Annotated in this window: 26 protein-coding genes; 13 read left to right on the plus strand and 13 right to left on the minus strand. The window is 53.8% G+C overall.

Annotated elements, in window-relative coordinates:
• Positions 1-4: 4 nt before the first annotated feature.
• Both E0L21_RS05615 and E0L21_RS05620 read right to left on the minus strand, forming a co-directional pair.
• The gene (locus tag E0L21_RS05615) at positions 5-499 is read right to left on the minus strand and encodes a TIGR00645 family protein (RefSeq protein WP_017457486.1); all 495 of its coding nucleotides are present in this window, start codon (positions 497-499) and stop codon (positions 5-7) included.
• Positions 500-586: 87 nt separating this feature from the next.
• The gene (locus E0L21_RS05620; protein WP_131407551.1) at positions 587-1093 is read right to left on the minus strand and encodes an ESA_00282 family adhesion-associated protein; all 507 of its coding nucleotides are present in this window, start codon (positions 1091-1093) and stop codon (positions 587-589) included.
• 102 nt (positions 1094-1195) lie between these two features.
• Between E0L21_RS05620 and E0L21_RS05625 the strand changes: the two genes are divergently transcribed.
• From E0L21_RS05625 to E0L21_RS05635, 3 genes are all read left to right on the plus strand, one after another.
• Positions 1196-1600 (plus strand): hypothetical protein, encoded by a 405-nt coding sequence (locus tag E0L21_RS05625; protein ID WP_086873404.1) that lies wholly within the window; start codon positions 1196-1198, stop codon positions 1598-1600.
• Positions 1593-2036: a cytoplasmic protein gene (locus tag E0L21_RS05630; RefSeq protein ID WP_131407903.1), complete on the plus strand. Its 444-nt coding sequence runs from the start codon at positions 1593-1595 to the stop codon at positions 2034-2036. Before E0L21_RS05625 ends, E0L21_RS05630 begins: the two co-directional genes overlap by 8 nt.
• Before the next feature lie 116 nt (positions 2037-2152).
• The gene (locus tag E0L21_RS05635; RefSeq protein ID WP_131407553.1) at positions 2153-3049 is read left to right on the plus strand and encodes an SDR family oxidoreductase; all 897 of its coding nucleotides are present in this window, start codon (positions 2153-2155) and stop codon (positions 3047-3049) included.
• Positions 3050-3097: 48 nt separating this feature from the next.
• Here E0L21_RS05635 and exbD read toward each other — a convergent pair whose 3' ends face one another.
• Together exbD and exbB are read right to left on the minus strand one after the other, a co-directional pair.
• A complete protein-coding gene (exbD, locus tag E0L21_RS05640) occupies positions 3098-3523 on the minus strand; it encodes a TonB system transport protein ExbD (RefSeq protein ID WP_131407555.1) in 426 nt (141 codons plus the stop codon).
• 6 nt (positions 3524-3529) lie between these two features.
• Positions 3530-4261, minus strand: coding sequence for a tol-pal system-associated acyl-CoA thioesterase (gene exbB, locus E0L21_RS05645; RefSeq protein ID WP_131407557.1), 732 nt, complete (start codon positions 4259-4261; stop codon positions 3530-3532).
• 252 nt (positions 4262-4513) lie between these two features.
• Between exbB and metC the strand changes: the two genes are divergently transcribed.
• Positions 4514-5701 (plus strand): cystathionine beta-lyase, encoded by a 1188-nt coding sequence (metC, locus tag E0L21_RS05650; protein ID WP_131407559.1) that lies wholly within the window; start codon positions 4514-4516, stop codon positions 5699-5701.
• 117 nt (positions 5702-5818) lie between these two features.
• A complete protein-coding gene (locus E0L21_RS05655; RefSeq protein ID WP_131407561.1) occupies positions 5819-6478 on the plus strand; it encodes a DedA family protein in 660 nt (219 codons plus the stop codon).
• Between the two features lie 35 nt (positions 6479-6513).
• Here the strand turns inward: E0L21_RS05655 and E0L21_RS05660 are convergent, their stop codons facing one another.
• Entirely contained in the window at positions 6514-7413 is a 900-nt protein-coding gene (locus tag E0L21_RS05660; RefSeq protein WP_131407563.1) for an AraC family transcriptional regulator, read from the minus strand.
• Positions 7414-7609: 196 nt separating this feature from the next.
• Between E0L21_RS05660 and yqhD the strand changes: the two genes are divergently transcribed.
• Positions 7610-8773, plus strand: coding sequence for an alcohol dehydrogenase (gene yqhD, locus E0L21_RS05665; RefSeq protein WP_131407565.1), 1164 nt, complete (start codon positions 7610-7612; stop codon positions 8771-8773).
• 101 nt (positions 8774-8874) lie between these two features.
• The gene (gene dkgA / locus E0L21_RS05670) at positions 8875-9702 is read left to right on the plus strand and encodes a 2,5-didehydrogluconate reductase DkgA (protein ID WP_131407567.1); all 828 of its coding nucleotides are present in this window, start codon (positions 8875-8877) and stop codon (positions 9700-9702) included.
• Between the two features lie 109 nt (positions 9703-9811).
• On the opposite strand, the gene E0L21_RS05675 is transcribed toward dkgA, so the two are convergent.
• The 5 genes from E0L21_RS05675 to E0L21_RS05695 form a co-directional block, all read right to left on the minus strand.
• Positions 9812-11995, minus strand: a complete 2184-nt coding sequence (locus E0L21_RS05675; protein ID WP_131407569.1) for a YgiQ family radical SAM protein — start codon at positions 11993-11995, stop codon at positions 9812-9814.
• Positions 11996-12116: 121 nt separating this feature from the next.
• A complete protein-coding gene (ftsP, locus tag E0L21_RS05680; RefSeq protein ID WP_131407571.1) occupies positions 12117-13529 on the minus strand; it encodes a cell division protein FtsP in 1413 nt (470 codons plus the stop codon).
• A 71-nt stretch (positions 13530-13600) separates the two neighbouring features.
• Positions 13601-14338 (minus strand): 1-acylglycerol-3-phosphate O-acyltransferase, encoded by a 738-nt coding sequence (locus tag E0L21_RS05685; protein WP_131407573.1) that lies wholly within the window; start codon positions 14336-14338, stop codon positions 13601-13603.
• Positions 14339-14579: 241 nt separating this feature from the next.
• Positions 14580-16838, minus strand: coding sequence for a DNA topoisomerase IV subunit A (gene parC / locus E0L21_RS05690; RefSeq protein WP_131407575.1), 2259 nt, complete (start codon positions 16836-16838; stop codon positions 14580-14582).
• 118 nt (positions 16839-16956) lie between these two features.
• The gene (locus E0L21_RS05695; protein WP_131407577.1) at positions 16957-17346 is read right to left on the minus strand and encodes a YgiW/YdeI family stress tolerance OB fold protein; all 390 of its coding nucleotides are present in this window, start codon (positions 17344-17346) and stop codon (positions 16957-16959) included.
• Between the two features lie 144 nt (positions 17347-17490).
• On the opposite strand from E0L21_RS05695, the gene qseB reads away from it, so the two are divergent.
• From qseB to E0L21_RS05715, 4 genes are all read left to right on the plus strand, one after another.
• Positions 17491-18150 carry a quorum sensing response regulator transcription factor QseB gene (gene qseB / locus E0L21_RS05700; protein ID WP_131407579.1) on the plus strand — a complete coding sequence of 220 codons (660 nt, stop codon included), beginning with the start codon at positions 17491-17493 and terminating at the stop codon, positions 18148-18150.
• Positions 18147-19493, plus strand: a complete 1347-nt coding sequence (gene qseC, locus E0L21_RS05705) for a quorum sensing histidine kinase QseC (RefSeq protein WP_131407580.1) — start codon at positions 18147-18149, stop codon at positions 19491-19493. The genes qseB and qseC overlap by 4 nt, the downstream gene beginning before the upstream one ends.
• Before the next feature lie 107 nt (positions 19494-19600).
• Entirely contained in the window at positions 19601-20182 is a 582-nt protein-coding gene (locus E0L21_RS05710) for an NAD(P)H-dependent oxidoreductase (RefSeq protein WP_131407582.1), read from the plus strand.
• Positions 20183-20216: 34 nt separating this feature from the next.
• Positions 20217-20531, plus strand: a complete 315-nt coding sequence (locus tag E0L21_RS05715; RefSeq protein WP_131407584.1) for a putative quinol monooxygenase — start codon at positions 20217-20219, stop codon at positions 20529-20531.
• A 40-nt stretch (positions 20532-20571) separates the two neighbouring features.
• On the opposite strand, the gene E0L21_RS05720 is transcribed toward E0L21_RS05715, so the two are convergent.
• Genes E0L21_RS05720 through E0L21_RS05730 form a run of 3 tightly spaced genes read right to left on the minus strand, consistent with a single transcriptional unit; the run spans position 20572 to position 24953 of the window.
• Positions 20572-21762 carry a glycoside hydrolase family 88 protein gene (locus E0L21_RS05720; protein ID WP_131407586.1) on the minus strand — a complete coding sequence of 397 codons (1191 nt, stop codon included), beginning with the start codon at positions 21760-21762 and terminating at the stop codon, positions 20572-20574.
• A gap of 46 nt (positions 21763-21808) precedes the next feature.
• Positions 21809-23068: an oligosaccharide MFS transporter gene (locus tag E0L21_RS05725; RefSeq protein WP_131407588.1), complete on the minus strand. Its 1260-nt coding sequence runs from the start codon at positions 23066-23068 to the stop codon at positions 21809-21811.
• A 58-nt stretch (positions 23069-23126) separates the two neighbouring features.
• A complete protein-coding gene (locus tag E0L21_RS05730; RefSeq protein ID WP_131407590.1) occupies positions 23127-24953 on the minus strand; it encodes a DUF2264 domain-containing protein in 1827 nt (608 codons plus the stop codon).
• A 165-nt stretch (positions 24954-25118) separates the two neighbouring features.
• Between E0L21_RS05730 and E0L21_RS05735 the strand changes: the two genes are divergently transcribed.
• Positions 25119-25991, plus strand: coding sequence for a helix-turn-helix transcriptional regulator (locus E0L21_RS05735; protein ID WP_131407592.1), 873 nt, complete (start codon positions 25119-25121; stop codon positions 25989-25991).
• 7 nt (positions 25992-25998) lie between these two features.
• Entirely contained in the window at positions 25999-26175 is a 177-nt protein-coding gene (locus E0L21_RS24930; protein ID WP_165501880.1) for a hypothetical protein, read from the plus strand.
• Positions 26176-26177 lie beyond the last annotated feature (2 nt).

Consider the following 26177-nt stretch of genomic DNA (forward strand, 5'->3'; position numbering starts at 1 on the left):
GAACTCAGTGCTGGTGGCGGGTTAATCGGTCCAGATAGCCCATCACGAAAGCGGAAAGCACAAACGTCAGGTGGATAATCACATACCACATCAGCTTGTTATCCGGGACGTTTTTGGCATCCATAAACACGCGCAGCAGATGAATCGACGAAATGGCGACAATCGACGCCGCCACCTTGTTTTTCAACGATGTGGCGTCCATTTTGCCCAGCCAGTTCAATTTTTCTTTATGCTCGGCGATATCAAGCTGGGAGACGAAATTTTCATAGCCGGAAAACATCACCATCACCAGCAAACCACCCACCAGCGTCATATCCACCAGCGACAACAGAGTCAGGATCAGGTCCGCTTCCGCCAGATTGAAAATATTGGGCAGGACGTGAAAAATCTCCTGGAAGAATTTTACCGTCAGCGCAAGCAGGGCAAGGGAGAGGCCGAAGTAAACCGGGGCGAGCAACCAGCGCGAAGCGTACATTGCGTTTTCCAGAAAGCGTTCCATGTTGCGTAAAGTCTCTTCAGATTGCTAAACCAGCGTTCAGTATATCCCAGCCAGGCAAACAATTTGCAACACTAAAGCAACACGGCGCTACACCTCTTCGGGATTGACCCACGGCCGTTGGTTCTCTGGCCACACCAGCACCACCAGCGCCGGATACGCTTCCATACTGAATTCGCGAAAGCACTGACGCAGGTTGAGCACATCCAGATCCGAATGCGGTACTTTCTCACCATTTACGCAGCGCTTCTTTATATTGTCGTAATACTTATACACCGCTGAATTCAGATCGCTACAACGACGCTGTGCTTCAAATAACCCAGGCGTACTATTTAATTCCGCCATATTCATGCGTTTAATTGTCGCATGAAGAAAATCTATATATTCATGATTAACGCGCCAGTACCACACTGGCGTAATCGCATTCATTAATGCTGAGAAATGATCTTCCCCCTCTTCTTTTGACAATGGTTGCGGTGGCAAAGACGGATTGTCAATTTCACTAAGGGGAGCTTTTTTATTGTACTCGCGCATCAATAAAAGAACGCCGCCCGTCAGCAGCAATAAAGCAATAACAGAATAAAAAATACTGTTCATGAGCAGGCTCCTTTTTTTTGATTTTAAAAGTGCGCCATGATATTGTCAACGAACCTCACGCCTGAACACCCTCTTCCCTGTTGATATTAAAGGACATTGGAAATGCTTCCCGAGAATCTTGTCCCGGCACGATTTCACATTTCTGCCGTTGAAACCAAGCCTGGAGAAGAAGGAAAAGAGCCTAATTTAACTCAGGGTAAAAGAACACTCGCTGAACATGCTAACGATATATTAGCAAATGCCAATCGTACCGGGCAGTCGAGAAATATGCTGCTGGAAGAACGCGACCGCCATATTAAAGAGCGGCTATTGCGTGTGGTAAAAATCGAGACCTTCGCGCGTTTACTTAATGACTTACAAGCGGAAGGCGAGATCGATGCTCAAACATTAAGCCAAATAATTGCAGATAAAACTCAGCAAATAAATGAAGCAGGTAATGAGATTTGGCTTAATCTCATTACCCGAGAAAAAGATACGCCAATATTTTATAAGTTCGGGGATGAATAACGTGAAAGAGGTCGATAATAATAACGTTTATTTAGCTTTAGATGAGAAAAAAAGCGATGAATTTATCTTAAAGCAAAATAGAGAAGCCCTGATATTAAGTAAAAACGAGACTATCCAGCGAATAGCGCATGAGCTGGTTTCTATTCCAGCGGCACTGGTGCGCCTGAAATGGCAGAACCGTCGCGAAATCTATCCCCTGCAGGTGAAAGAAGAGATTTACGGTGCGGTGATTGACGCGATCATCGCGCAAAAACCGGAGCTAAAAGACAAAATCATGGGTCGCCTGGAGGCGCACTATCAGTACATTCTGAGCAGGGAAACCGCGACGTTACGCCTGAGCCGTAAACTGAGCGATGGCGAATACCGCACCTCGAATGTGACAACCGTCGCACTGGAAGAAGACGCGGCAACAAAGAGAGTCACAAACACCAAATAGCCCTTTCTCCATCCCGCGCTTGTACACCTTCGCCTCAAGATAATCCTGAATTAGCCTGCATTTTCAGCTCAGGCTTCTACCCTTAAGTACTCAACAACCGATATGGAGGGTACGTAATGGCGAATAACCAGACGAAAATTCAGGATCCGACCACGCAGTACTACACTGGCGACTACCCGAAACAGCGGCAACCAACGCCAGGCGTACAGTCGAAGATGGACCCGATTCCCGACTGCGGCGAAAACAGTTATGTCGGTAGTGGGCGGCTGCAAGATCGCAAAGCGCTGGTGACCGGCGGCGATTCCGGCATTGGCCGCGCGGCGGCTATTGCCTATGCACGCGAAGGGGCAGATGTCGCCATCAACTATTTACCTGCAGAAGAGGAAGACGCCCGGCAGGTGAAAGCACAAATCGAAGCCGCCGGACGCAAAGCGGTGTTAATTCCTGGCGATCTGACCGATGAGTCTTTTGCCCGCTCGTTGCCGCACAAGGCAAAAGAGCTGCTCGGTGGGCTGGATATTCTGGCACTGGTGGCAGGTAAGCAGACCGCCGTGGAAGAGATTGCCAACCTGACGACAGAGCAATTTACTCAAACCTACACCGTCAACGTTTTTGCGCTGTTCTGGATAACTCAGGAAGCCGTGCCGCTGCTGCCACCGGGCGGGAGCATCATCACCACATCGTCTATTCAGGCGTATCAACCCAGCACACATCTGCTGGACTACGCATCGACCAAAGCGGCAATCCTCAATTACAGCCGAGGGCTTGCGAAGCAGGTCGCGGAAAAAGGGATTCGCGTAAATATCGTCGCACCTGGGCCAATCTGGACAGCGCTGCAAATTGCCGGGGGTCAGCCGCAGGAGAAACTGCCACAGTTTGGCCAGCAAACGCCAATGAAACGTGCCGGGCAGCCTGCGGAACTGGCACCGATTTATGTCTATCTGGCGAGCCAGGAATCCAGCTACGTCACCGCCGAAGTGCATGGCGTGACGGGCGGCGAACACCTTGGATAACAGGCATAAAAAAAGCTGGCATTCGCCAGCTTTCTTATTGATTTCGTATTACTTCGCTTTCGTGACTTCTTCACCTACCAGGCCTATCTTCAGATATCCCGCCTGGTGCAACGTGTCCATCACCTTCATCAGCGTTTCGTAATCCACGGTCTTATCCGCGCGAAAGAAGATGGTGGTGTCTTTTTTACCTTCGGTTAGCATATTCAGCGCGTTAACCATCGTTTCATCAGTAACCTGATCGTTACCAATAAACATGGTGTTATCTGCTTTTACCGACAGGTAAACCGGCTTTTCCGGGCGCGGTTGCGGCTGGCTGGTCGATGCCGGCAGGTTGACTTTCACATCGACCGTGGCAAGCGGCGCGGCCACCATAAAGATAATCAGCAGCACTAACATCACGTCGATAAACGGCGTGACGTTGATTTCGTGCATTTCGCCGTTATCGTCCAGGTTTTCATTAAGACGCATTGCCATGACGAATCAACCTACACGTAATTTTTGCGCGGTACGAACTGGCTGGGCGTTGCTGGCGGCCAGATCCAGATCGCGGCTTTGCAGCAGCAGAACTTGCGCGGCAATATCACCGAGAGTCGCTTTATAGCTGCCGATCATACGGGCAAAGAGGTTATAAATCACCACCGCCGGGATAGCAGCAACCAGACCGATAGCTGTTGCCAGCAGCGCTTCCGCGATGCCCGGCGCAACAACCGCGAGGTTGGTGGTTTGCGTCTGCGCAATACCGATGAAGCTGTTCATGATGCCCCAAACGGTACCAAACAGACCAATAAACGGAGAGATCGCGCCAATCGTTGCCAGATAACCATTCCCACGCCCCATATGGCGGCCGGTGGCGGCAACGCGGCGTTCCAGACGAAAACCGGTGCGCTCTTTAATACCTTCGTTATCTTCGCTACCTGCGGATAACTCCAGTTCGTTCTGGGCTTCGTTGATTAACCGTGTGCTCAGGCTTCGGGCGTGGAAAGCGGAAGCAATTTCACTCGCCTGATCCAGAGAACGGGCTTCAGCCAACTGCTGCTGCTCACGCTTGAGGCGGCGCTTGTGTGAAATCATCTCAACGCTTTTGCTGAAGAAAAGCGCCCACGTGACGACAGACGCCAGAATCAAGCCGATCATCACCACCTTCACAACGATGTCGGCATGTTGATACATGCCCCACACGGATAGATCCGTCTGCATCAAATTATTACCCACTGTGTATCTCCGAGACGCAAATCACAAAATCTGTGCGTCATCATATCAAAAAGTCGTCGAATTGATAGTCGTTCTCATTAGTATTTGCATGGTGCCTGAATTAAAAGCCATTTTCTTTGCGCTTACGCAGTAAACAAACCCCATTGAACATTTTCTGGAAAAATTACGCCCCCCCGATGTAACACTGCGAGGCATCCGTCGACAATCATGGTAGTCTGGACATCCAGACGTATAAAAACAGGTTGAGCGAGAATGACAGCAAAGCATCTTGATACTGCTCTGGTTAACGCAGGGCGCAGCAAAAAATACACGCAAGGGTCGGTGAACAGCGTTATCCAACGTGCCTCTTCACTGGTATTCGAGACCGTTGAAGCAAAAAAACACGCGACGCGTAACCGCGCCAATGGCGAACTGTTTTACGGTCGTCGTGGCACGCTCACGCATTTTTCGCTGCAAGACGCGATGTGCGAACTGGAAGGCGGCGCGGGCTGCGCGCTTTTCCCCTGCGGCGCGGCGGCGGTGGCAAACACCATTCTGGCGTTTGTTGAACAAGGCGATCACGTGTTGATGACTAACACCGCCTATGAACCCAGCCAGGATTTCAGCACTAAAATTCTCGCCAAACTCGGCGTCACCACCAGTTGGTTCGACCCGATGATCGGTTCCAGCATCGTGCGGCTAATTCAGCCCAACACCAAAGTGGTGTTCCTGGAATCTCCCGGCTCAATCACCATGGAAGTCCACGACGTTCCGGCCATTGTGCAGGCGGTGCGAAGCGTCGCACCAGAGGCCATTATCATGATCGATAATACCTGGGCGGCGGGCGTTCTGTTTAAGGCGCTGGAATTCGATATTGATATCTCAATTCAGGCGGCGACCAAATACCTGATTGGCCACTCCGATGGCATGATCGGTACGGCGGTTTCCAACGAACGTTGTTGGGAACAACTGCGCGAAAATGCTTATTTAATGGGGCAAATGGTAGATGCCGACACGGCTTATATGACCAGCCGTGGGCTGCGCACACTGGGTGTGCGACTGCGCCAGCACCACGAAAGCAGCCTGAAAATTGCCGAATGGCTGGCGGCACATCCACAGGTTTCGCGCGTGAATCACCCGGCGCTGCCCGGCAGCAAAGGTCACGAGTTCTGGCAGCGGGATTTTACCGGCAGCAGCGGCTTGTTCTCGTTTGTGCTGAATAAGCGCCTGAATAATGAAGAACTGGCGAATTACCTCGATCACTTCTCGCTGTTCAGCATGGCATATTCGTGGGGCGGTTATGAATCGTTGATTCTTGCCAACCAGCCGGAACAACTGGCGGCGATTCGCCCGGACGGTGAAGTGGATTTCACCGGCACATTAATCCGAGTACACATTGGTTTAGAAAATGTTGACGATCTGATTGAGGATTTAGTGGCAGGCTTCCAGCGCATCGTGTAAACCAGGCTTACGGGCGTAAGTATTCAGAAAATTCTCCATTTCTTGCGCCCCCGATCAAGGTGTTTCAGGCGAACTGGAGTACAATAGCCTCCTCTACGCGGTTCCACGGGAAAGTCCATGGCTGTTATTCAAGATATTATTGCTGCGCTCTGGCATCACGACTTTGCTGCGCTGGCAAATCCACATGTTGTGGGTGTTGTTTATTTAGTAATGTTTGCCACTCTCTTTTTAGAAAACGGCCTACTTCCTGCTTCGTTTTTACCCGGTGACAGCTTGCTGCTGCTGGCCGGCGCGCTGATCGCGCGCGGCTGCATGGATTTCGTAGCTACCTTAGCTATCCTCACTTCTGCCGCCAGCCTCGGTTGCTGGCTGAGCTATATCCAGGGCAAGTGGCTTGGTAATACGCGCGTGGTGAAAAGCTGGCTATCGCAGTTGCCGGTAAAATATCACGAGCGGGCAACCTATATGTTTGACCGTCACGGCCTGCTGGCGCTGCTGGCGGGGCGTTTCCTGGCCTTCATCCGCACCCTGCTGCCGACGATGGCTGGCATCTCCGGCCTCTCTAACCGCCGTTTCCAGTTATTTAACTGGCTGAGCGGGCTGCTGTGGGTCGGCGCGGTGACCTCGCTGGGCTACGCCATCAGCATGATCCCATTTGTGAAACGCCATGAAGATCAGGTGATGACTTTCCTGATGCTGCTGCCGGTATTCCTGCTGATTGTTGGTCTGGTTGGTGCGGTCACGGTCGTGCTGAAGAAAAAGTACTGCAGCGCATAATGCGTTCCCCTCTTCGCCATGAAGAGGGGGAAGTTTCACATTCCCTGCATCATGCGAATTCTCGCCACATCTTCTCCCGGCGTCAGACCAAAGTAGCGTTTAAACTCACGGCTGAATTGTGACGGGCTTTCATAGCCAACGCGCATGGCCGCCGCCCCGGCTTTCATACCATCGTGCACCATTAACATGCGCGCTTTGTGCAGACGGTAGGTTTTCAGATATTGCAGCGGAGAGGTGCTGGTCACCGATTTAAAGTTATGGTGAAACGCCGAGACGCTCATGTTGGCTTCCGCCGCCAGTTGGTCAACGCTGAGGTTTTCCGTGTACTGACTTTCAATGTGTTTTAGCACGCGGCTTATCAGGCTGAAGTGGGTCTGGCGGCTGACTAACGCCAGCAGCGCTCCGCCGCGCGGCCCGGTTAGCACGTGGTAGAGCATTTCGCGGATAATCTGTTTGCCGAGAATACGCGCATCCAGCGGGCGCTCCATCACATCCAGCAGACGCTCAGCGGCGCAGAGGATCTCTTCCGATAACACCGCCGAGTTAATGCCGCTTGCCGCCACATCCGGGCGAAAATATTCATCTTCGCCGATATCCATCAGTAGCTCCTGCAATTGCAGAATATCGACATTCAAACGGATCCCCGCCAGCGGCACGTCCGGCGTGGCGAAGGTTTCACACTCAAACGGTAGTGGCACGGTCAGCAGCAAATATTCATTGGTGTCATAACGAAAGACTCTTTCATTGATATAACCAATTTTGTGACCGGAAAAGAGAAAAACGATGCCCGGCAGGTACATCACCGGCGTCCGGGTTCCCGGCTGAGTACCGTACAGCAAGCGGATATCCGGCAGCAGTGCATTAAGCCTGTTTTCATTCACTTTCAATCGCTTAATCTTCTCAGTGAGCTGCAGGCAAATCTCTTCACGCTTCATATTTCGCCACTCCGGCAGGCTATTTCGACCCGTACAGTGTGCAAATTTTTATGCTTTTTCTCCAGTCTCATGGAGAAACAGGCAAGACATAGGCAGGAATGTGCATTGAGAGCGCGCCTGCCCACGCCCACAATAACCGCCATTGGGCAAATCACCGCCGCACTCTTTTTTCACCTCAATAAGAAGGGAACGAGCAATGAACAATTTTAATCTGCATACCCCGACCCGCATCCTGTTCGGCAAAGGCGCCATTGCCAATCTGCGTGAGCAAATCCCGGCAGGCGCCCGCGTACTGATCACCTACGGTGGCGGCAGCGTGAAGAAAAACGGCGTACTCGACCAGGTTTACAGCGCGCTGCAAGGGCTGGATGTGCGTGAATTCAGCGGCATTGAACCGAACCCAACCTACGAAACGCTGATGAAAGCGGTACAGGTCGTAAAAGACGAAAACATCAACTTCCTGCTGGCGGTCGGCGGTGGTTCCGTGCTGGATGGCACCAAGTTTATCGCCGCTGCGGCTCAGTATGCTGATGGCGTTGATCCGTGGCACATCCTGCAAACGCGCGGCGGCGAAATTAAAAGTGCGATCCCGATGGGTTCCGTGCTGACGTTGCCGGCAACCGGCTCAGAATCCAACGCAGGCGCAGTGGTGTCACGTAAAGCGACCGGCGACAAGCAGGCGTTTCACTCCCCGTTCGTTCAACCGGTATTCGCGGTGCTGGATCCGGTCTACACCTATACCCTACCGCCACGTCAGGTGGCGAACGGCGTGGTTGACGCCTTTGTTCATACCGTTGAGCAGTACGTCACTTATCCAGTCGATGGCAAAATCCAGGATCGCTTTGCCGAAGGCATTCTGCTGACGCTGGTTGAAGAAGGTCCGAAAGCGTTGCAGGAACCGGAAAACTACAATGTGCGCGCCAACGTGATGTGGGCGGCGACACAAGCACTGAATGGCCTGATTGGTGCGGGTGTGCCGCAGGATTGGGCAACCCATATGCTCGGCCACGAACTGACGGCGATGCATGGTCTTGACCACGCACAGACGCTGGCGGTGGTTCTGCCCGCGCTGTGGAATGAGAAACGCGATACCAAACGTGAAAAACTGCTGCAATATGCAGAGCGCGTCTGGAACATCAAAGAAGGTTCTGAGAACGAGCGTATTGACGCGGCGATTGAAGCCACGCGCAATTTCTTCGAGCGTATGGGCGTCCCGACCCGCCTTTCAGGTTATGGCCTGGACGGCAGTTCCATTCCGGCACTGCTGGCGAAACTGGAAGAGCACGGCATGACGAAACTGGGCGAACGCCAGGATATCACGCTGGATGTGAGCCGTCGTATTTACGAAGCGGCACGCTAAGGTCTCATTGCCCCACCTTCCGTTTTTGGTTTTTTCGACCACACTTAATGCACATCACCTTACCGGGCTCGTCCCGGTAAGCTTATTCAAAGGAGAAATGCATGACACATCCTACCGTGATTAAGCTTTCTGACGGCAACCTGATGCCGCAACTGGGTCTTGGCGTGTGGAAAGCGAGCAACGAGGAAGTGATAACCGCCATCCAAAAGGCGCTGGAGGTAGGGTATCGCTCTATTGATACCGCCGCCGCTTACCAGAACGAAGAGGGCGTTGGCAAAGCCTTAGCCAGCGCAGGCGTGCCGCGTGATGAGTTGTTTATTACCACCAAGCTGTGGAATGACGATCAAAAACATCCCGCCGAAGCGCTGAAAACCAGCCTGAAAAAGCTACAACTGGATTACGTCGATCTCTATCTGATGCACTGGCCGGTTCCGGCTATTGATCATTACGTTGAGGCCTGGCAAGGCATGATCGAGCTGCAAAAACAGGGGCTGGTAAAAAGTATCGGCGTGTGTAATTTCGAGATCCACCACCTGCAAAAGATCATCGATGAAACCAGCGTGATCCCGGTTATCAACCAGATCGAGCTGCACCCGTTAATGCAACAGCGACAACTGCATGCCTGGAATGCGACGCATAAAATCCAGACCGAGTCCTGGAGCCCGCTGGCACAGGGTGGCGAAGGGGTGTTTGATCAGAAAATTATTCGCGATCTGGCAGATAAATACGGCAAAACGCCTGCTCAGGTGGTGATCCGCTGGCATCTTGATAGCGGTCTGGTGGTGATCCCGAAATCGGTCACGCCTGCGCGTATCGCCGAGAACTTCAACGTTTGGGATTTCCGTCTTGATAAAGACGAGCTGGCAGAGATCACCAAACTGGATGCCGGTAAACGGCTGGGGCCAGATCCCGATCAATTTGGCGGCTAATCTTATCCAGTCATTTTTCCAGAAGGCCACAACGCAACCGTTGTGGCTTTTTTGTTTGTAGAAAACAAAAATCCCGGCATCTCGCCGGGATTTTTATGTGCTTAACGCCTTAACGCACACGTGGGGCTTTTTTCTTCGCCGGCGCAGCGGCAGCGTTTTTACCGTTGCTGCGCTGATGCACAATCGGCGTGTGCTTGGTTAATGCCGGGCGCGACTGGCGATTCTGGCGACGCGCTTCGCGCATTTCGTCAAGCGTTGGCGCAGGCACCAGACATTCACGACGTGAACCAATCAGGTGCTTTTTACCCATCGCTTCCAGCGCCTGGCGCAGCAGCGGCCAGTTAGCCGGATCGTGATAACGCAGCAGCGCTTTATGCAGACGACGCTGTTTATCCCCTTTCGGCACCACCACTTCTTCGCTCTTGTAATCGATCTTCGACAGCGGGTTTTTCCCGGTGTAATACATGGTCGTCGAGTTAGCCAGTGGTGACGGATAGAAGTTCTGCACCTGGTCTAAGCGGAAACGGTGACGCTTGAGCCACAGCGCCAGGTTCACCATATCTTCATCGCGCGTACCGGGGTGCGCGGAGATAAAATACGGGATCAGATACTGCTCTTTACCCGCCTCTTTAGAATAGGTGTCGAACAGCTGTTTAAAGCGATCGTAACTGCCCATTCCCGGTTTCATCATCTTCGACAGCGGCCCCTCTTCGGTATGTTCCGGGGCAATCTTCAGATAACCGCCAACGTGGTGCGTCGCCAGCTCTTTCACATAACGCGGATCTTCCACCGCCAGATCGTAACGTACGCCGGAAGCGATCAGGATCTTCTTGATACCTTTCAGATCGCGGGCGCGGCGATAAAGATCGATCGTCGGCTGGTGGTTGGTGTCCATATGCGGACAGATATCCGGATAGACGCAGGAGAGACGACGGCACGTCTGCTCGGCGCGCGGCGATTTACAGCGCAGCATATACATGTTGGCGGTTGGCCCGCCAAGATCGGAGATAACGCCAGTAAAACCGGGCACCGTGTCGCGAATCGCTTCGATCTCGTTAATGATCGAATCTTCGGAGCGGCTCTGGATAATGCGCCCTTCGTGTTCGGTGATCGAGCAGAAAGAACAACCACCAAAGCAGCCACGCATGATGTTAATTGAGAAACGGATCATCTCGTAGGCCGGAATACGGCTGTTACCGTATGCCGGATGCGGCACACGCTTATACGGCAGCGCAAAAACGCTGTCCATCTCTTCGGTCGAGAGCGGGATCGCCGGTGGGTTGATCCAGATATAACGGTCGCCATGCTTTTGCAGCAGCGCACGGGCGCAACCGGGGTTCGTTTCATGGTGCAGAATGCGCGACGCGTGCGCGTAGAGCACTTTATCGGCCTTCACCTTCTCAAAGGAAGGCAGCAGCACGTAGGTTTTCTCCCACGGTTTCGGGCGCGGTGGCTGTACGGTAACGCGTTTTGCTTCCTGCGCTTTCGGCTCAACCGGTTTGTTATCAGCGCACGGCAGATCTTCGCCATACGGATGCGGAATCGGATCGATTTTGCCCGGCGTATCAAGGCGCGTGGAGTCAACGCCGCTCCAGCCCGGCAACGCTTCTTTGACAATGATAGCGGTGTTACGCACATCGCGGATTTCACCGATCGGCTCACCGGCAGCGAGGCGGTGCGCCACTTCCACCAGCGGACGCTCGCCGTTGCCGAACATCAACATGTCGGCTTTGGCATCGATCAGCACCGATCGGCGCACCGTATCAGACCAGTAATCATAATGCGCGGTACGGCGCAGGCTGGCTTCGATACCACCGAGGATCACCGGTACATCTTTCCACGCTTCTTTACAGCGCTGGGTATAAACCAGCGTCGCGCGATCCGGGCGCTTACCAGCAACATTATCCGGCGTGTAGGCATCGTCATGGCGCAGCTTACGATCGGCGGTGTAACGGTTGATCATCGAGTCCATGTTGCCGGCGGTAACGCCGAAGAACAGGTTCGGTTTACCGAGGCGCATAAAGTCGTCTTTGCTGTTCCAGTCCGGCTGGGCGATGATCCCAACGCGAAAACCCTGCGCTTCCAGCATACGACCGCAAATCGCCATGCCGAAACTCGGATGGTCAACATAGGCGTCGCCCGTTACCAGAATGATGTCGCAGCTATCCCAGCCAAGTTGATCCATCTCTTCGCGCGACATCGGCAAAAATGGCGCGGGGCCGAAGCAGGCCGCCCAGTACTGGGGCCATGAGAAAAGGTCACGATCCGGTTGGATCAGGGATATTGCGCTCATCTTGCTTCCAAAAGTGGTAAAAAAATCATCAAAGGGCGGCGATTATACGCCGTAAACTTGCACGAAATGAAGGAGGATTTTGTCAAGGCCTGATAAGCGCGTAGCAAACAGGCCAGGTCAGTTATGGCGCGGGGTTCACCAGCAGTTGCCCTACTGAACCGCGATCGGCCATCTCCAGCGTCTGGCTTTGATACTGGAACGGGAAATGCGGCCACGAAGGCTGGCCAAACCACACCAGCAGCTCCACCTGCCCGTCAATCCAGACCGTATCTTTCCAGCCTCTGTCTTCCGGAAAAGGCATCGCACCGTTGACATTGCGCACCTGGAACATCACGCCTTCCATATGGAACGACTGCGGCATCTCCGCGCGCACCGTCCAGCGCTCCCATGTACCCTGCTGAGCAGTAATATCGATGCGCTGCGTATCCCACAGTTGGCCGTTAATGCCCGGATCGCTGCCCAGGGTAATATCGCGGTTGCGGGTTGGTGTACCGGCCTGAATATCGGACGGCAACAGGCGCATCGGCAGCGTGTCGGTGACCAGCGGCAACAGGCCAGTCGGTCGCAACGTCAACACCAGCGTGGAGATCAAAATGCTCGACGGTTCAAAGAAGCCGCGCAGCCGATCCATAATGCCCGCCGCTTCACCGCACGTGATCGACACTTCATCGCCGTTGGTCATATCCACCAGCACTTCACGCCGCTCACCCGGAGCCAGTGAAAGCTGCTTAACCGAGACCGGCGCAGGTAAAAAACCCTGATCGCCAGCAATCACATGTAACGCGCGGCCATCGCTCATTTGCAGTAGATAACGGCGGGAGTTGGAGGCATTTAGCAAACGCAGACGCACCCAGCCGCGTGACACTTCGACATACGGGCTTTGCGCGCCATTAACCATCAGCGTATCACCCACAAATCCACCGCTGCCCGGCTCGCTGTATTCCGGCGTACCGAAATTATCCAGCCGTTTATCCTGAATAATGACCGGGAAATCATCCACACCGTAATGCTTAGGAATCGGCAGGGATTTGCTGATCTCATCTTCAACCAGCCACATTCCTGCCAGCCCGTTGTAAACCTGCTGGGCGGTGCGATTCGGCGTATTGGCGTGATACCACAGCGTCCCGGCGCTCTGACGGATAGGCAGCACCGGCGCCCAGTCGTTATTGGCGGTCATCATGCGCGCCGCGCCACCGATAAGCGGGCCTGGCACCTGTAAACCGCTAACGGTCATTGCCACATTTTCCGCCAGCCGGTTGCTGTAAATCAGCTTGACGTCATCGCCGTTCCAGACGCGAATCGTCGGCCCGAGATAACGCCCGTTAATGCCAGAAACCTGCGCCCGTGTGCCGGTGGCAAACGACCAGTGCGCGCGTTGTAAGGTCATAAACAGCGGCTGACCGCGCCGGGATTCCAGCAGCGGAGGAATGGGCAGCGGCGGTTGCGGCCCGGCAGCATTTGCCCTCAGCGGCACCGCGCCTGCACAAAGCGCAACCCCGGATGCCTGAAGAAACTGACGCCGACTGAGTGACATATTTGCTCCGTGTAAAACTGACTCAATGCGCCGGAGGTTTTCTCTCCTCCGGTTTTGCGAAATAAAACAGATTAAACCCGGCCGGTTGCTTCGCGTTCTGCAACTTCTTTATCGAGCTCTGCAATTTTTGCCGCCATCAGTTCGCGACAATGTGTTGCCAGCTGGCGTACCTGATCTTTACCAAATTGCGAAACATCTACCGGCGGCAGCATCTCGACAATCACCAGCCCGTTGCGCAGACGGTTGAGGTTAACTTTGTTCGCGTTGTTGGAAACACACACCGGGATGATCGGTACGCCAGCGGCTATCGCCGCATGAAACGCGCCGGTTTTAAACGGCAGCAAACCGCGACCACGGCTGCGAGTGCCTTCCGGGAACATCCAGACGGAAATATTGCGTTTCTGGATCTGCTTCACCACTTCGGCAATAGTGCCGTGCGCTTTGGCACGATTGTTACGATCGATAAGCAGGTTGCCGGCCAGCCAGTAAAGCAGGCCGAAGAACGGAACCCATAGCAGGCTCTTCTTACCGACGGTGACCGTTGGCGGCAGCACAATGCTGGAGGCGGTCACCATATCGTAGTTGCTTTGATGGTTAGCAATATAGATAGCGTTACCGAACTTTTCCGCACCTTGCGGCAGACGGGTTTCGACTTTCAGCCCAAAGACCGGCGCAAGGCGGCCAAACAGATGGCCGAAGGTGGCGACATGTTTAGGATTACGTGGACTGAACAGACAATAAAGAGAGCCAAAAACACACACCAGGATGGAGTAGATGACGACAATGATGATGCGAAAAATGAATAGCATAGCAAACCTCTGAAGCCCATACCTTTGAGCATTATATACACGCCAGAACCCTCACGCTGAACTTGGCAGTGCCGCCGTCGACCCGCAACGGGTCTGGGCTATTTTTTAAAGGCCGCAGTAGGGTGTGCGGCCTTTAAAAAAACGTATTGTTAATCGCAATGCCCGAATTAACAACGCTTTTACGGGAAATTTTCTCAGAAAAATCTCCCCACCAGGAAGGTGGGGAGCCTTACGGCGAAGATTACTCTTCGCTGTCACCCGCGCCTGGGCGGGAAGGTGCGTCAATCTCGACGCGGTCAATTTTTTGCAGGCCGCGCATCAGCGTACCGCGGCGTCCGCGCTCGCCCTGCACTTTTTGCAGCTCTTCCGGGCGCAGTTTGATTTTGCGTTTGCCAACATGAATGGTCAGTGTGCTTTGTGGCGGCAGCAGATAGAGATGCGCAAGATTATCTGCGCCTGTCGCCGCATCAGCGGAAGGGATACCGATAATTTTGTTGCCTTTACCTTTCGACAACTGCGGCAGCTCGCTGACCGGGAACATCAGCATACGGCCCGCAGCGGTGATCGCCAGCAGCATGTCGCTGTCATTCTCGATCTCCAGCGGCGGCATCACTTTTGCGTTTTCCGGCAAGCTGATAAGCGTTTTACCTGCGCGGTTACGTGCCACTAAGTCGTTGAAGGTACAAACAAAGCCATAACCCGCATCGGACGCCATCAGCAGTTTCTGCTCCTCGTTGCTCATTATCATATGCTCAACGGTCGCACCCGGCGGTAACGTCAGTTTGCCGGTTAACGGCTCGCCCTGACCGCGCGCGGAAGGCAGCGTAATCGGATCGATAGCGTAGCTGCGCCCGGTGGTATCAATAAACACCACCGGTTGGCTGCTTTTGCCTTTCACTGAAGACTTCCAGCTATCGCCCGCTTTGTAGCTCAGCCCCTGCGCGTCGATGTCGTGCCCTTTGGCGCTGCGCACCCAGCCCATTTGCGACAGCACAATCGTGACCGGCTCAGACGGCTGCATATCGTGCTCGTTCATCGCTTTTGCTTCTTCACGCTCGTGCAGCGGTGAACGGCGCTCGTCGCCAAACGCGTCGGCATCGGCCTGCAGCTCTTTTTTCAGCAGGTTGTTCATCTTGCGTTCGGAGGCCAGAATCGCCTGCAGCTGATCGCGCTCTTTTGCAAGATCGTCCTGCTCACCGCGGATCTTCATCTCTTCGAGTTTGGCGAGATGGCGCAGTTTTAACTCAAGGATCGCTTCCGCCTGCGTTTCGCTAATACCGAAGCGCGACATCAGCGCTGGTTTTGGCTCATCTTCCGTACGGATTATCTCGATCACTTCATCGATATTGAGAAACGCCACCAGCAAACCTTCGAGGATGTGCAGGCGCTTGAGCACTTTATCCAGCCGGTGACTCAGGCGGCGGCGCACCGTATCACGGCGAAACGCCAGCCACTCGGTGAGGATCTCCAGCAGGTTTTTCACCGCCGGGCGACCATCCAGGCCGATCATGTTCAGGTTGATGCGGTAGCTTTTTTCCAGATCGGTGGTGGCGAACAGGTGGTTCATCACCTGCTCCATATCTACGCGGTTGGAGCGCGGCACGATCACCAGACGCGTCGGGTTTTCATGATCCGATTCGTCACGCAGATCGTCGACCATCGGCAGCTTTTTATTGCGCATCTGGTTGGCGATTTGCTCCAGCACGCGCGCGCCGGAAACCTGGTGTGGCAGCGCGGTAATCACCACTGCGCCATCCTCTTTTTTCCACACCGCGCGCATACGCACCGAACCGCGACCATTCTGGTAGATTTTACGGATTTCAGCGCGGGAGGTGATGATTTCCGCTTCGGTCGGGTAGTCTGGCCCCTGCACGATATCCAGCAGCTCATCGAGCGTGGTTTTCGGTTGCTCAATCAGGGTAATCGCCGCGTTAGCCACTTCGCGCAGGTTATGCGGCGGAATATCCGTCGCCATACCGACGGCAATCCCGGTCGTACCGTTGAGCAGGATATTCGGCAGGCGCGCAGGCAGCATTTTCGGCTCCTGCATCGTGCCGTCGAAGTTCGGCACCCAGTCAACGGTGCCTTGTCCCAGTTCGCTCAGCAGCAGCTCAGCGTATTTGGACAGGCGGGATTCGGTGTAACGCATCGCCGCGAACGATTTCGGATCGTCCGGCGCGCCCCAGTTGCCCTGGCCATCGACCAGCGGGTAACGGTAGGAGAACGGCTGTGCCATCAGCACCATCGCTTCATAGCAGGCGCTGTCGCCGTGCGGATGGTATTTACCCAGCACGTCACCCACAGTACGGGCGGATTTTTTGAACTTCGCGCTGGCGTTCAGCCCCAGTTCTGACATTGCGTAAACGATGCGACGCTGAACGGGTTTCAGGCCATCACCGATAAACGGCAACGCACGATCCATGATGACGTACATGGAGTAGTTCAGGTATGCGTTTTCCGTAAATTCATGCAGCGCAAGGCGCTCTGCCATATCGCTCATTAATCGTGATTCCTCAACGTATGCGCCCGCCTGTGCGGCGGCAATATTGCCGCAGATACTACCTTATCTGCGGCGAGGAGTCATAGCGATGAGCGATTTTTTCACGCGCATTTAGCGCTTACTGAGTGACTTTGCGGATCTCTTTGACGTCGATTTCAACTGAATTCCAGTCCTTATCGACTTCCCCCTGGATCTCTACCGTATCTTGTGGCCCTACGGTCACGCCGTTCCAGCGCTTGTGGTTGATATCGACATTGATGGTGCCGGTCGAATCTTTAAACAGATATGTATCATCAGAGATGCGCTCGACAATATTACCGCGCAGCGTCACCCAGGCGTCGTCGCGCAGTGATTTCACGCTTTCAACGGTGGCTTTACTGCCGTTCGGCCCGGTAAATCCCCCGCTTTGCGACGTTGCGCCCGGCCCGGTAAAACCGCCTGGATTCGCCGCGAAAACCGGTGCGGAACAGAGTGTGAGAACAGCGACAAGTGCAGCAATCTTTTTCATGTTTTATCTCCCTTACGATGGTTAACGTCCATTTAACCCGTCACTCCTTAACGACTTCTTAACGGGAAAAAAGATTATTTTCCTCTGTACATTGTCGACCACCAGCGGTTTTACTGCCAATAACACGGAGTGAAAGGAGGCAAAATGCGCATTTTACTGGTGGAAGATGACACGCTCATCGGCGACGGTTTAAAAACCGGGCTGGGCAAAAAAGGCTTTAGCGTCGACTGGTTTACCGATGGCAAACAAGGCAAGGCTGCCCTGTTTAGCGCACCTTATGATGCGGTGATCCTCGACTTAACGCTGCCGGGCATCGACGGGCTGGATATTCTGCGCGACTGGCGCGAACAAAAGCGCGCAGAGCCGGTGCTGATCCTCACCGCGCGCGATGCCATTGACCAGCGCGTTGAGGGACTGCGGCTGGGCGCAGATGATTATCTGTGCAAACCCTTCGCGCTGGTTGAAGTAGCGGCCAGGCTCGAAGTACTTATTCGCCGCCGCCACGGGCAGGCGCAAAGTCTGCTGCGCCACGGCAATGTCACGCTCGATCCCGGTAATCTGGTCGCCACGCTTGATGGGGAAACGCTGGCGCTAAAACCGAAAGAGTTCGCCCTGCTGGAACTGCTGATGCGCAATGCCGGGCGCGTTCTACCGCGTAAATTGATCGAAGAGAAACTCTACACCTGGGATGACGATGTCACCAGCAACGCGGTGGAAGTGCATGTGCATCATTTGCGGCGCAAACTCGGTACAGCGTTTATCCGCACCGTTCATGGCATCGGTTATACCCTAGGAGACGCATGAAACTGACCCGCCCGCTGAGTTTACGCCTGCGCCTGACGCTGCTGTTTTTGCTGCTGTCGATGGTCGCCTGGCTGTGCGCCAGCCTCGTTGCCTGGCAGCAAACCCGCGATAAACTCGACAAACTGTTTGATACCCAGCAAACGCTGTTCGCCAAACGGCTGAGCGTGATGGAGTTTGAGCCGCTGAAAAACACCGCGCCGCAGTTCGGTGAAAAGAAGATCAAACATGGGCATCTGGATGATGATGCGCTGGCTTTCGCTATCTACTCAACCGACGGTAACATGCTGCTGCACGATGGCGAAAACGGCAAAGAGATCCCTTACAACTACCGGCGGGAAGGGTTTGATAACGGGCAGCTACGTGATGACGACGATCAATGGCGTTTTCTGTGGCTTACCGCGCCGAACGGTAAATTTCGAGTGGTAGTCGGCCAGGAGTGGGATTATCGCCGCGAGATGGCGCTGGAGATTATCACCTCGCAGCTCACCCCGTGGCTTATCGCCCTACCGCTGATGCTGGCGCTATTGATCGTATTGCTGAGCCTTGAATTGCGACCGCTGAAAAAACTGGCGCGGGCGTTACGTTCGCGGGCGCCGGATCGTGCCGATCCACTCAATAGTGAAGGCGTGCCCAACGAAGTGCGCCCGTTAGTGGATGCGTTGAATCAGCTCTTTGACCGCACGCACAGCATGATGCAGCGTGAACGGCGCTTCACTTCCGATGCCGCACATGAGTTACGCAGCCCGCTGGCGGCGCTGAAAGTGCAAACCGAGGTCGCGCAGCTTTCTGATGACGATCCCGCCGCACAACAAAAAGCCCTCGCCCAGTTGCACGTGGGGATCGATCGTGCCACGCGTCTGGTGGATCAATTACTGACGCTCTCAAGGCTGGATTCCCTGAGCAACCTTGATGACGTCGAAGAGGTTTCGCTGGCATCCCTGCTGCAATCGGCAGTAATGGAGATTTACCCTACAGCACAGCAGGTTGGCATCGATATACGCCTGCATCTCAATACCCCTTCGGTCAGCCGCCAGGCGCAACCGCTTTTGCTTAGCTTGCTGGTGCGTAACCTGCTGGATAATGCCATTCGCTACAGCCCGGCAGGCAGTGTTGTCGATGTGACGCTGGACGCCACTGAGTTTAGCGTTCGCGATAACGGCCCCGGTATTGACGATGAAGCGCTGACGCGCATTGGCGAGCGGTTTTATCGCCCGCCGGGGCAAACGCAAACCGGCAGTGGGCTGGGGTTATCAATTGTGCAGCGCATTGCCCGCCTGCATCACATGCGCGTCGCATTTGGCAATCATCCACAAGGCGGGTTTATCGCGCAGGTGAGCTGGTAGCGACGTTTATTGCGGCTCAAGCAAAAGTCTTTGCACTTTTTGCCAATTTTTCCGCACCGTTGATCCGGTTAAAATCGCCGTCAAACGCATTTAACCGAGGATTTCTCATGAGCAATATCTTAATTATCAACGGTGCGAAGAAATTCGCGCACTCTAATGGCCAACTGAATGACACCCTGACCGAGGTCGCGGAAAGTTTTCTGCGCGACGCCGGGCATGATGTTAAAGCCGTACGTACCGATGGCGATTACGACATCAAAGCAGAAGTGGAAAACTTCCTGTGGGCTGACACCGTTATCTGGCAAATGCCAGGCTGGTGGATGGGTGCGCCGTGGACAGTAAAAAAGTATATGGACGACGTGTTCACCGAAGGGCACGGTTCGCTGTACGCCAGCGACGGCCGCACGCGTTCTGACGCTTCGAAAAAATACGGTTCCGGCGGTTTGATTCAGGGCAAAACCTATATGCTGTCGCTGACCTGGAACGCACCGATGGATGCGTTTACGGATGAAGAACAGTTCTTCCACGGCGTGGGCGTAGACGGTGTTTATCTGCCGTTCCACAAAGCAAACCAGTTCCTGGGTATGGACGCGTTGCCAACCTTTATCGTTAACGACGTGATTAAAATGCCGGACGTGCCGCGCTATATCGCAGAATATCGCAAGCATCTGAGTGAGATTTTTGCTTAACTGTGAAGCTGGATTTATAGGGAGTAGGTTAATCATGTTGACAGTAATTGCAGAAATCCGTACCCGTCCAGGACAGCATCATCGCCAGGCGGTGCTTGATGAATTCGCGAAAATTGTGCCGGTAGTGCTGCAGGAAGAGGGTTGCCACGGCTACGCGCCGCTGGTCGATCATGCGGCTAACGTAAGTTTTCAGGCCACCGCGCCGGATTCCATCATGATGGTAGAACTGTGGGAAAGCGTGGCGCACCTTGAAGCGCACCTGCAGACGCCGCATATGAAAGCGTGGAGCGAAGCGGTAAAAGGCGACGTGCTCGAGACGCATATCCGCATCCTGGAAGCGGGTCTCTAAGCGTTTGTCCCTCTCCGTTTAAAGAGAGGGACACTGCTCTTTACCAGTAGAGTTTCCAGCTCTGCGAAAAGCGCATCAGCGCCTCCACATAGAAGTAATCTCCCCAGCTACAACATTCATCAACGCCCTTATTGCTCGCCAGGTGATACACGGAATGTTTCAGCAACCCGTTGGTGGCGTCGTTTTTACCTGCCAGATAATGCTTATTCAGCGATGACATAATGCGCATTGCCCATTGCTGGTAGCGGTCTCTGTCCGGATCGGTAACGGGCAGATGTTTAACCAGTTCCAGTAGCCCGCATACGGCAATCGCCGCTGATGACGAATCGCGCAGCGCATCAGTACCGACCAGCGCCAGATCCCAGTGGCACACGGCATCTTCCGGCAAGCGGTTGAGAAAGTAGTTCGCCAGCCGTTTCGACAGCGCCACCATCTCTTTATCGCCGGTGTAGATAAAGCTCAGCAGAAAACCGTAAATCCCCCACGCCTGCCCGCGCGACCAGCAGGAATCATCCGCGTAACCCTGCTGCGTATTGCCGTAACGCGGCGCACCTGTGTTGATATCCATATAGTACGTGTGAAACGTGGAGGCATCTTCACGAATCAGGTAGTTCGCCGCTTGCCGCACATGCGCTTGCGCCGCATCGGCAAAACGCCGATCCCCGGTCTGTTCTGTTGCCCAGTAGAGCAACGGCAGGTTCATATTGCAGTCGATGATCATCCGCCCGGCTTGTTCGGGATCGCGAAGATCGCCCCACGCCTGGATGATCTGTGCTTTGGGATGGAAGCGCTCCAGCAGCGCTTCCGCCGCCAGCAGGGCGAAACCACGCGCATCGCGATTGCCGGTCAGCCGCCAGCTTGCCACGCACGAAAGCGTATATAAGAAGCCGAGATCGTGGGTGTTGGTGTCGCTGCGCCCGGCAATGCGCAGGCCGAACGAGCGCACATGACGCTGTGCCAGCGCACGGAAGTGCTCATCGCCGCTCATCTCCCACGCCAGCCAAAGCTGCCCGGTCCAGAAACTGGTGGTCCACTCAACATTCTCGGTTAAGGGGTAATAACCCTGCACACAGGTCTCGGCGGGAAAATGTTCACCGAATTCCGTTAAATGACGGCGAATCAGTTCAAGGGTGTGGTTACGCGCAGAATCAAGTTCATCTTTAAATACCTGCGCATCCACAGGTGCGCCAGGGTAATCGCGTAACGTTTCCTCAACGATTTTACTTAACATATTTCGGTTCCTTCTTGGTACAAAATTTAAAATAGCCGTTAACGCGCTAGTTATTTCTCGCGATATCCAGTGCGCCATGCTGACGCCATTTACTTTGGCAAGCCGATAACGTAAACAAGGAAATTAATGTGAAGGTCAGTGCCACGCAGCCCATAATAATATAAGTATGCTCAAAGCCGATACGGTCATACAAAATACCGGCAGGCGAAGAAACCACGACGTTGCCAACATATAACATTGCCTGGTAGCCTAATAAATACATGGTGGCATTAACGCGTTTATCGAAATGCTCAGCGATATATTTAAATACCGATACCAGCAGCAGACAAATCTCAAGGCCGTATAACGGTTTTAATACTGAAATAAGCAAATGAGACTCGCACAGTCCGGAAATAATCAACCGCGCACCTACCACCAACCCGACAATCAGTAACCCGCGTTTCGCGCCGATGAAATTCACAAATAACGGGATCACCATATACATGACGAATTCCATGCCGGATTGCACCGTACCCAGGTAACCAAACACTGCGTTGCCCTGATGGACGTCATCAAAGAAGGTGACGAAATAGCGGGAGAACTGCTGCTCGGCGATAAACATCATCCACGCCACACCGGCAACATACAGACAGAATGCCCAGAATTTGCGGTTACGCAGCAAAGCGTAGACATCCGCCGGGGCGATTTTTTCCTTGGTCAGCACCTCGCTGGCATTTGCGGCGTTAACGTTGACTTTCAGGCTCAGCAGTACCGCCAGCATGATAAGCGACGCGACCGATCCCATAATAAAGTTATACGCTGGTGAGAGGTTAAACAGCAGGCCGGAGAACGAGGATGCCACCGCCCAACCGAGCGAGCCCCACATCCTGATTTGGCCAAACTCCATGCCGTTTAAGCGGCTGTAGCGGTCAGTGTAGGATTCGCAGGCGGCAACACCCGCATACCACGCGAAACTTAAATAGATGGCTCCGACTATAATGCCCAGCAAAGTATTTGAGAGTAATAACGGTTGGTAAACGTAGATAAAAAAGGGTGCCATTAATGCCGACATCAGCACTACAAAATAGAGCAAGTATTTGCTCATACCGATTTTATCCAGAATATAACCGTAGATCGGTTTTAAAATAACAGAAAAAATCCCGTTAATAGCAAACACCGTACCAATAACCGTGCCGCTAAGATTGGCTTTTTGCCCTAACCAAATAGCCAGCAAGCCGATACTTGCCGACCAGGTAAAGAAATAGAGAAAGATAAAGGTACTGATTTTGTAATATTCGGATTTATTATTTATCGCGATCTTTTCCATACTATCCTCGACGAAAGCATGTAGGGTTCAGAGTTCAGTACCCGGCCGCAGCCGGGAATTAAAAGGCAATAACGATATTATTTTTCTGCCCCGGTTTGTTAATCACCAGCGCGTGTTCTTCGATATGCAATTGCGGTAAGACAAAATCAAAAGCCTGCTCCGTAATCGCGGCCTGAACGGCACAGGCCAGCCACTGCCTGCCTGGTGCAATGTCCCCACGCAACACCGGAATCGATGCGCAAGGCGAAAACATAATGCTGCTGTTGGGCGGCGTAACCACGCTGTCGGTTTCGCGTGGCGCGGCGTGCAGTAATTCAAAGATGCCGCTGACGCCATTTTCCGCGCGCACCAGGCTGCCGCCCTGCTCGTTACGGTGTGGCGCTTTCAGCACCGCGAACCCGCCCTCTACGCTTTGCAAATGGCGTGCGGAATCAACGCGATGCACGCGCAAATGCCAGTCACCACAAGGAATAAGCCAGCTTGCAATATGTACGTCTGACCACGGCGACCAGCGCGAGAAAATCGCCTCCCCGGTGATCACTACCTCGTCGCACTCCCGGCGGCCACGAAAGTAATTATCTCCTTCACTGAGCAGCAACATAGAATCGCAGGCGGCATGTTTAATTCCGTAGCGCCCGCGTTCAATGGTGAAACCAAAGCGGCTGGAGTAGGCAAACTTGGTGTATTTCGCCTCGGTATTGACGTAATTGTTCAGCTCCAGTTGCCCTGCGGTGAGCATCCAGACATGCCGCGAGCGATCGCTGTGGACAATAATCTGCCCGGCAGGGTCAATCGTGCGCGGCGTGTTGAGCTCGGGGAGCGGCAGTTCTGGTGCTTGCCAGAAATTGTTTGATTGCGGCAGCGCCAGAATCAGGAAAACTTTCAGCGCCCAGTATGGCGAGCCAGGCGAATTGTAGTCTTCACACATCGCAAGGTTCGGGTAGGCGAAACCGAGCGTTAAAATGCCGTCGCGATCGAAAATCGGCTGCTGTAACCACCAACGCAAATGGCGCAGGATAACCCCTTTCACCACGCCTGGAGACAACACCTCCAGCCCGGAAAAGGCAACCGCACTCCAGAATGCCACCATCGCAAAGCGGTAAGTCAGGCTGCGGCCAAACGGAACAGATTCGCCCTCCGCGGCTGACATATAGATAAAATCGTCGGCAAAAAGCATTGCCCGCTCGCGCAGAGTGGCCGCGCGCGATGCATCGTCTTTCCCATTCAGCGTGGCGTAAATTAGCCCGTAAAAATGGAACGCCATCGAGATGTAGTAATCTTTTGGCCGACCCGGGCCATCGGAATACCAACCATCGCCAAGATAATAGGCGTCCATCATGCTAAAGCGCCGTTCGATGGTTGCGGCATCCCAGGGTAATCCGGCACGTTTAAAACCGAGCTGCACCATAATGGCGAAAAAATTCCAGTTGCTGTCGGGTATCTGCGCGTCAGTGATCTGGTTCAGCCACTGGTGCAAGTTTTGTACATCACGTTCGCTCAGCATTGCGGTGAGTTTATCGCCCAGCAGCGCCAACCCAAGACCGTACGCCGCCATTTCCACCAGCCGCTGATCGTAGGGTTCCGTTGCGCCCCAATAGCCTGCGCTTTGCGGATCGACGCCACGCTTGATGGCCGCCAGATATTTGTGGCTGAAAGGCTCTGCGTCGCCGCCTGCCATTAACGGAAACAGCCCCCACAACGCGCGGGACAACCCTTCCATTTCGGCAATCGCATCGCTGTAATGCGCGCTGGTGGCTCCCAGCGAGAAATGCGACGCCCCTTCAGGAAACTGTTTGTCCAGCGCCGCCAGCATCTGTTTCAACGCGCCGACCACATCGTCGCGGGATGACAATGGATTTGATGTTTTCACTTCCGCCGCCTGCATAGCATTCTCTCCCTCATGGTGTGGCTGAAGGATAGTTAATGAGCAACCGCCGGAAATGTTAGCTTTGTCACATCGGCACGCTTTATCTGAACCCGCTATTGAGAAAATTTAAAACTGTGGTTTATAAATGTATCTTGCGGGGTAAAAATTGAGATGGGTTGCACTATGGCAATGCCATTGCAGAACGAACGTCTTGAGCTGATCACATTAAACGATACGGTGGTGTCGTTTAGCCGACTTTTCGCCAACACCGTGCGCTACCACCACTGGCATCAGTGTCTGGAGGTGCTGTACGTGGAGGAGGGTTTTGGCGTGGTGATGGTCGATAACCGCCAGTACACCATGCGGCCAGGCCGGCTCTTTTTCTTTCCGCCTTTCACCATCCATAAAGTGATGGTGGATGAGCAAGCGCAGGCCCTCTATCGTCGCACCATCATTCACGTGGATCACCATGCTTTGCTGCAAAATCTGCGCGCGTTCCCGCACAATCACCACCGTTTACAGCGGCTCTCTCTTCGCGGCGGTGCGGCGGTGGTGATGGATGTTGCCGCCATTCATCCACATATCGACCATCTGTTTAGCTGTTACGCGAGGCTTGCCGAAAACCACAGTCTGAATGGAGAACAGGTCGCCTGTTTGTTGCTTAATCTGTTGAGTATGTTGCCAGAAGATAAGCAGAAATTGCCGGATGAACGCAGCGGTATTGCCACACCGGTGATGTTCTGGCTGGAGGAAAATTACCGGCATAAATTCAGCCTTGCGCGACTGGCGCAGGAGTTGGGTAAATCGCGTAGTTATGTCTCGCGCCGTTTCCATGTTGAGACAGGTGAACCCATTCATCAGTATCTGAACACCTTGCGCTTGCGCAAAGCATGCGATTTGTTACTGCATAGCGCGCTGGCCATTCATCATATTGCCCGCGAAGTGGGCTTCTCCGATGTCACCTACTTTATCAGCGCCTTTAAAAAAGGCATTGGCGAAACGCCGCTGCAATACCGGAAAAACCGGGCTGGCCGTCAGGTTACAAAGCGGGTTTAAGGAAGCGGTGAAGCAAATTAGCGAAATGTTACCGCAGCTGATTCAGCAAGAGTTGATGAAACTGCCACAGTTGAAAAGTGCGCTGTCAGATGGGTTGCGCCACGGCAGCCCGAACGGTGGTCGTGCGTTGGTGGATATCTATCGGTACGGGAAGCGCGACAACCCCAAACTGAACCGACGGTAAAA

The sequence above is a fragment of the Kosakonia quasisacchari genome, from assembly GCF_004331415.1.
GTDB classification, from domain to species: domain Bacteria; phylum Pseudomonadota; class Gammaproteobacteria; order Enterobacterales; family Enterobacteriaceae; genus Kosakonia; species Kosakonia quasisacchari.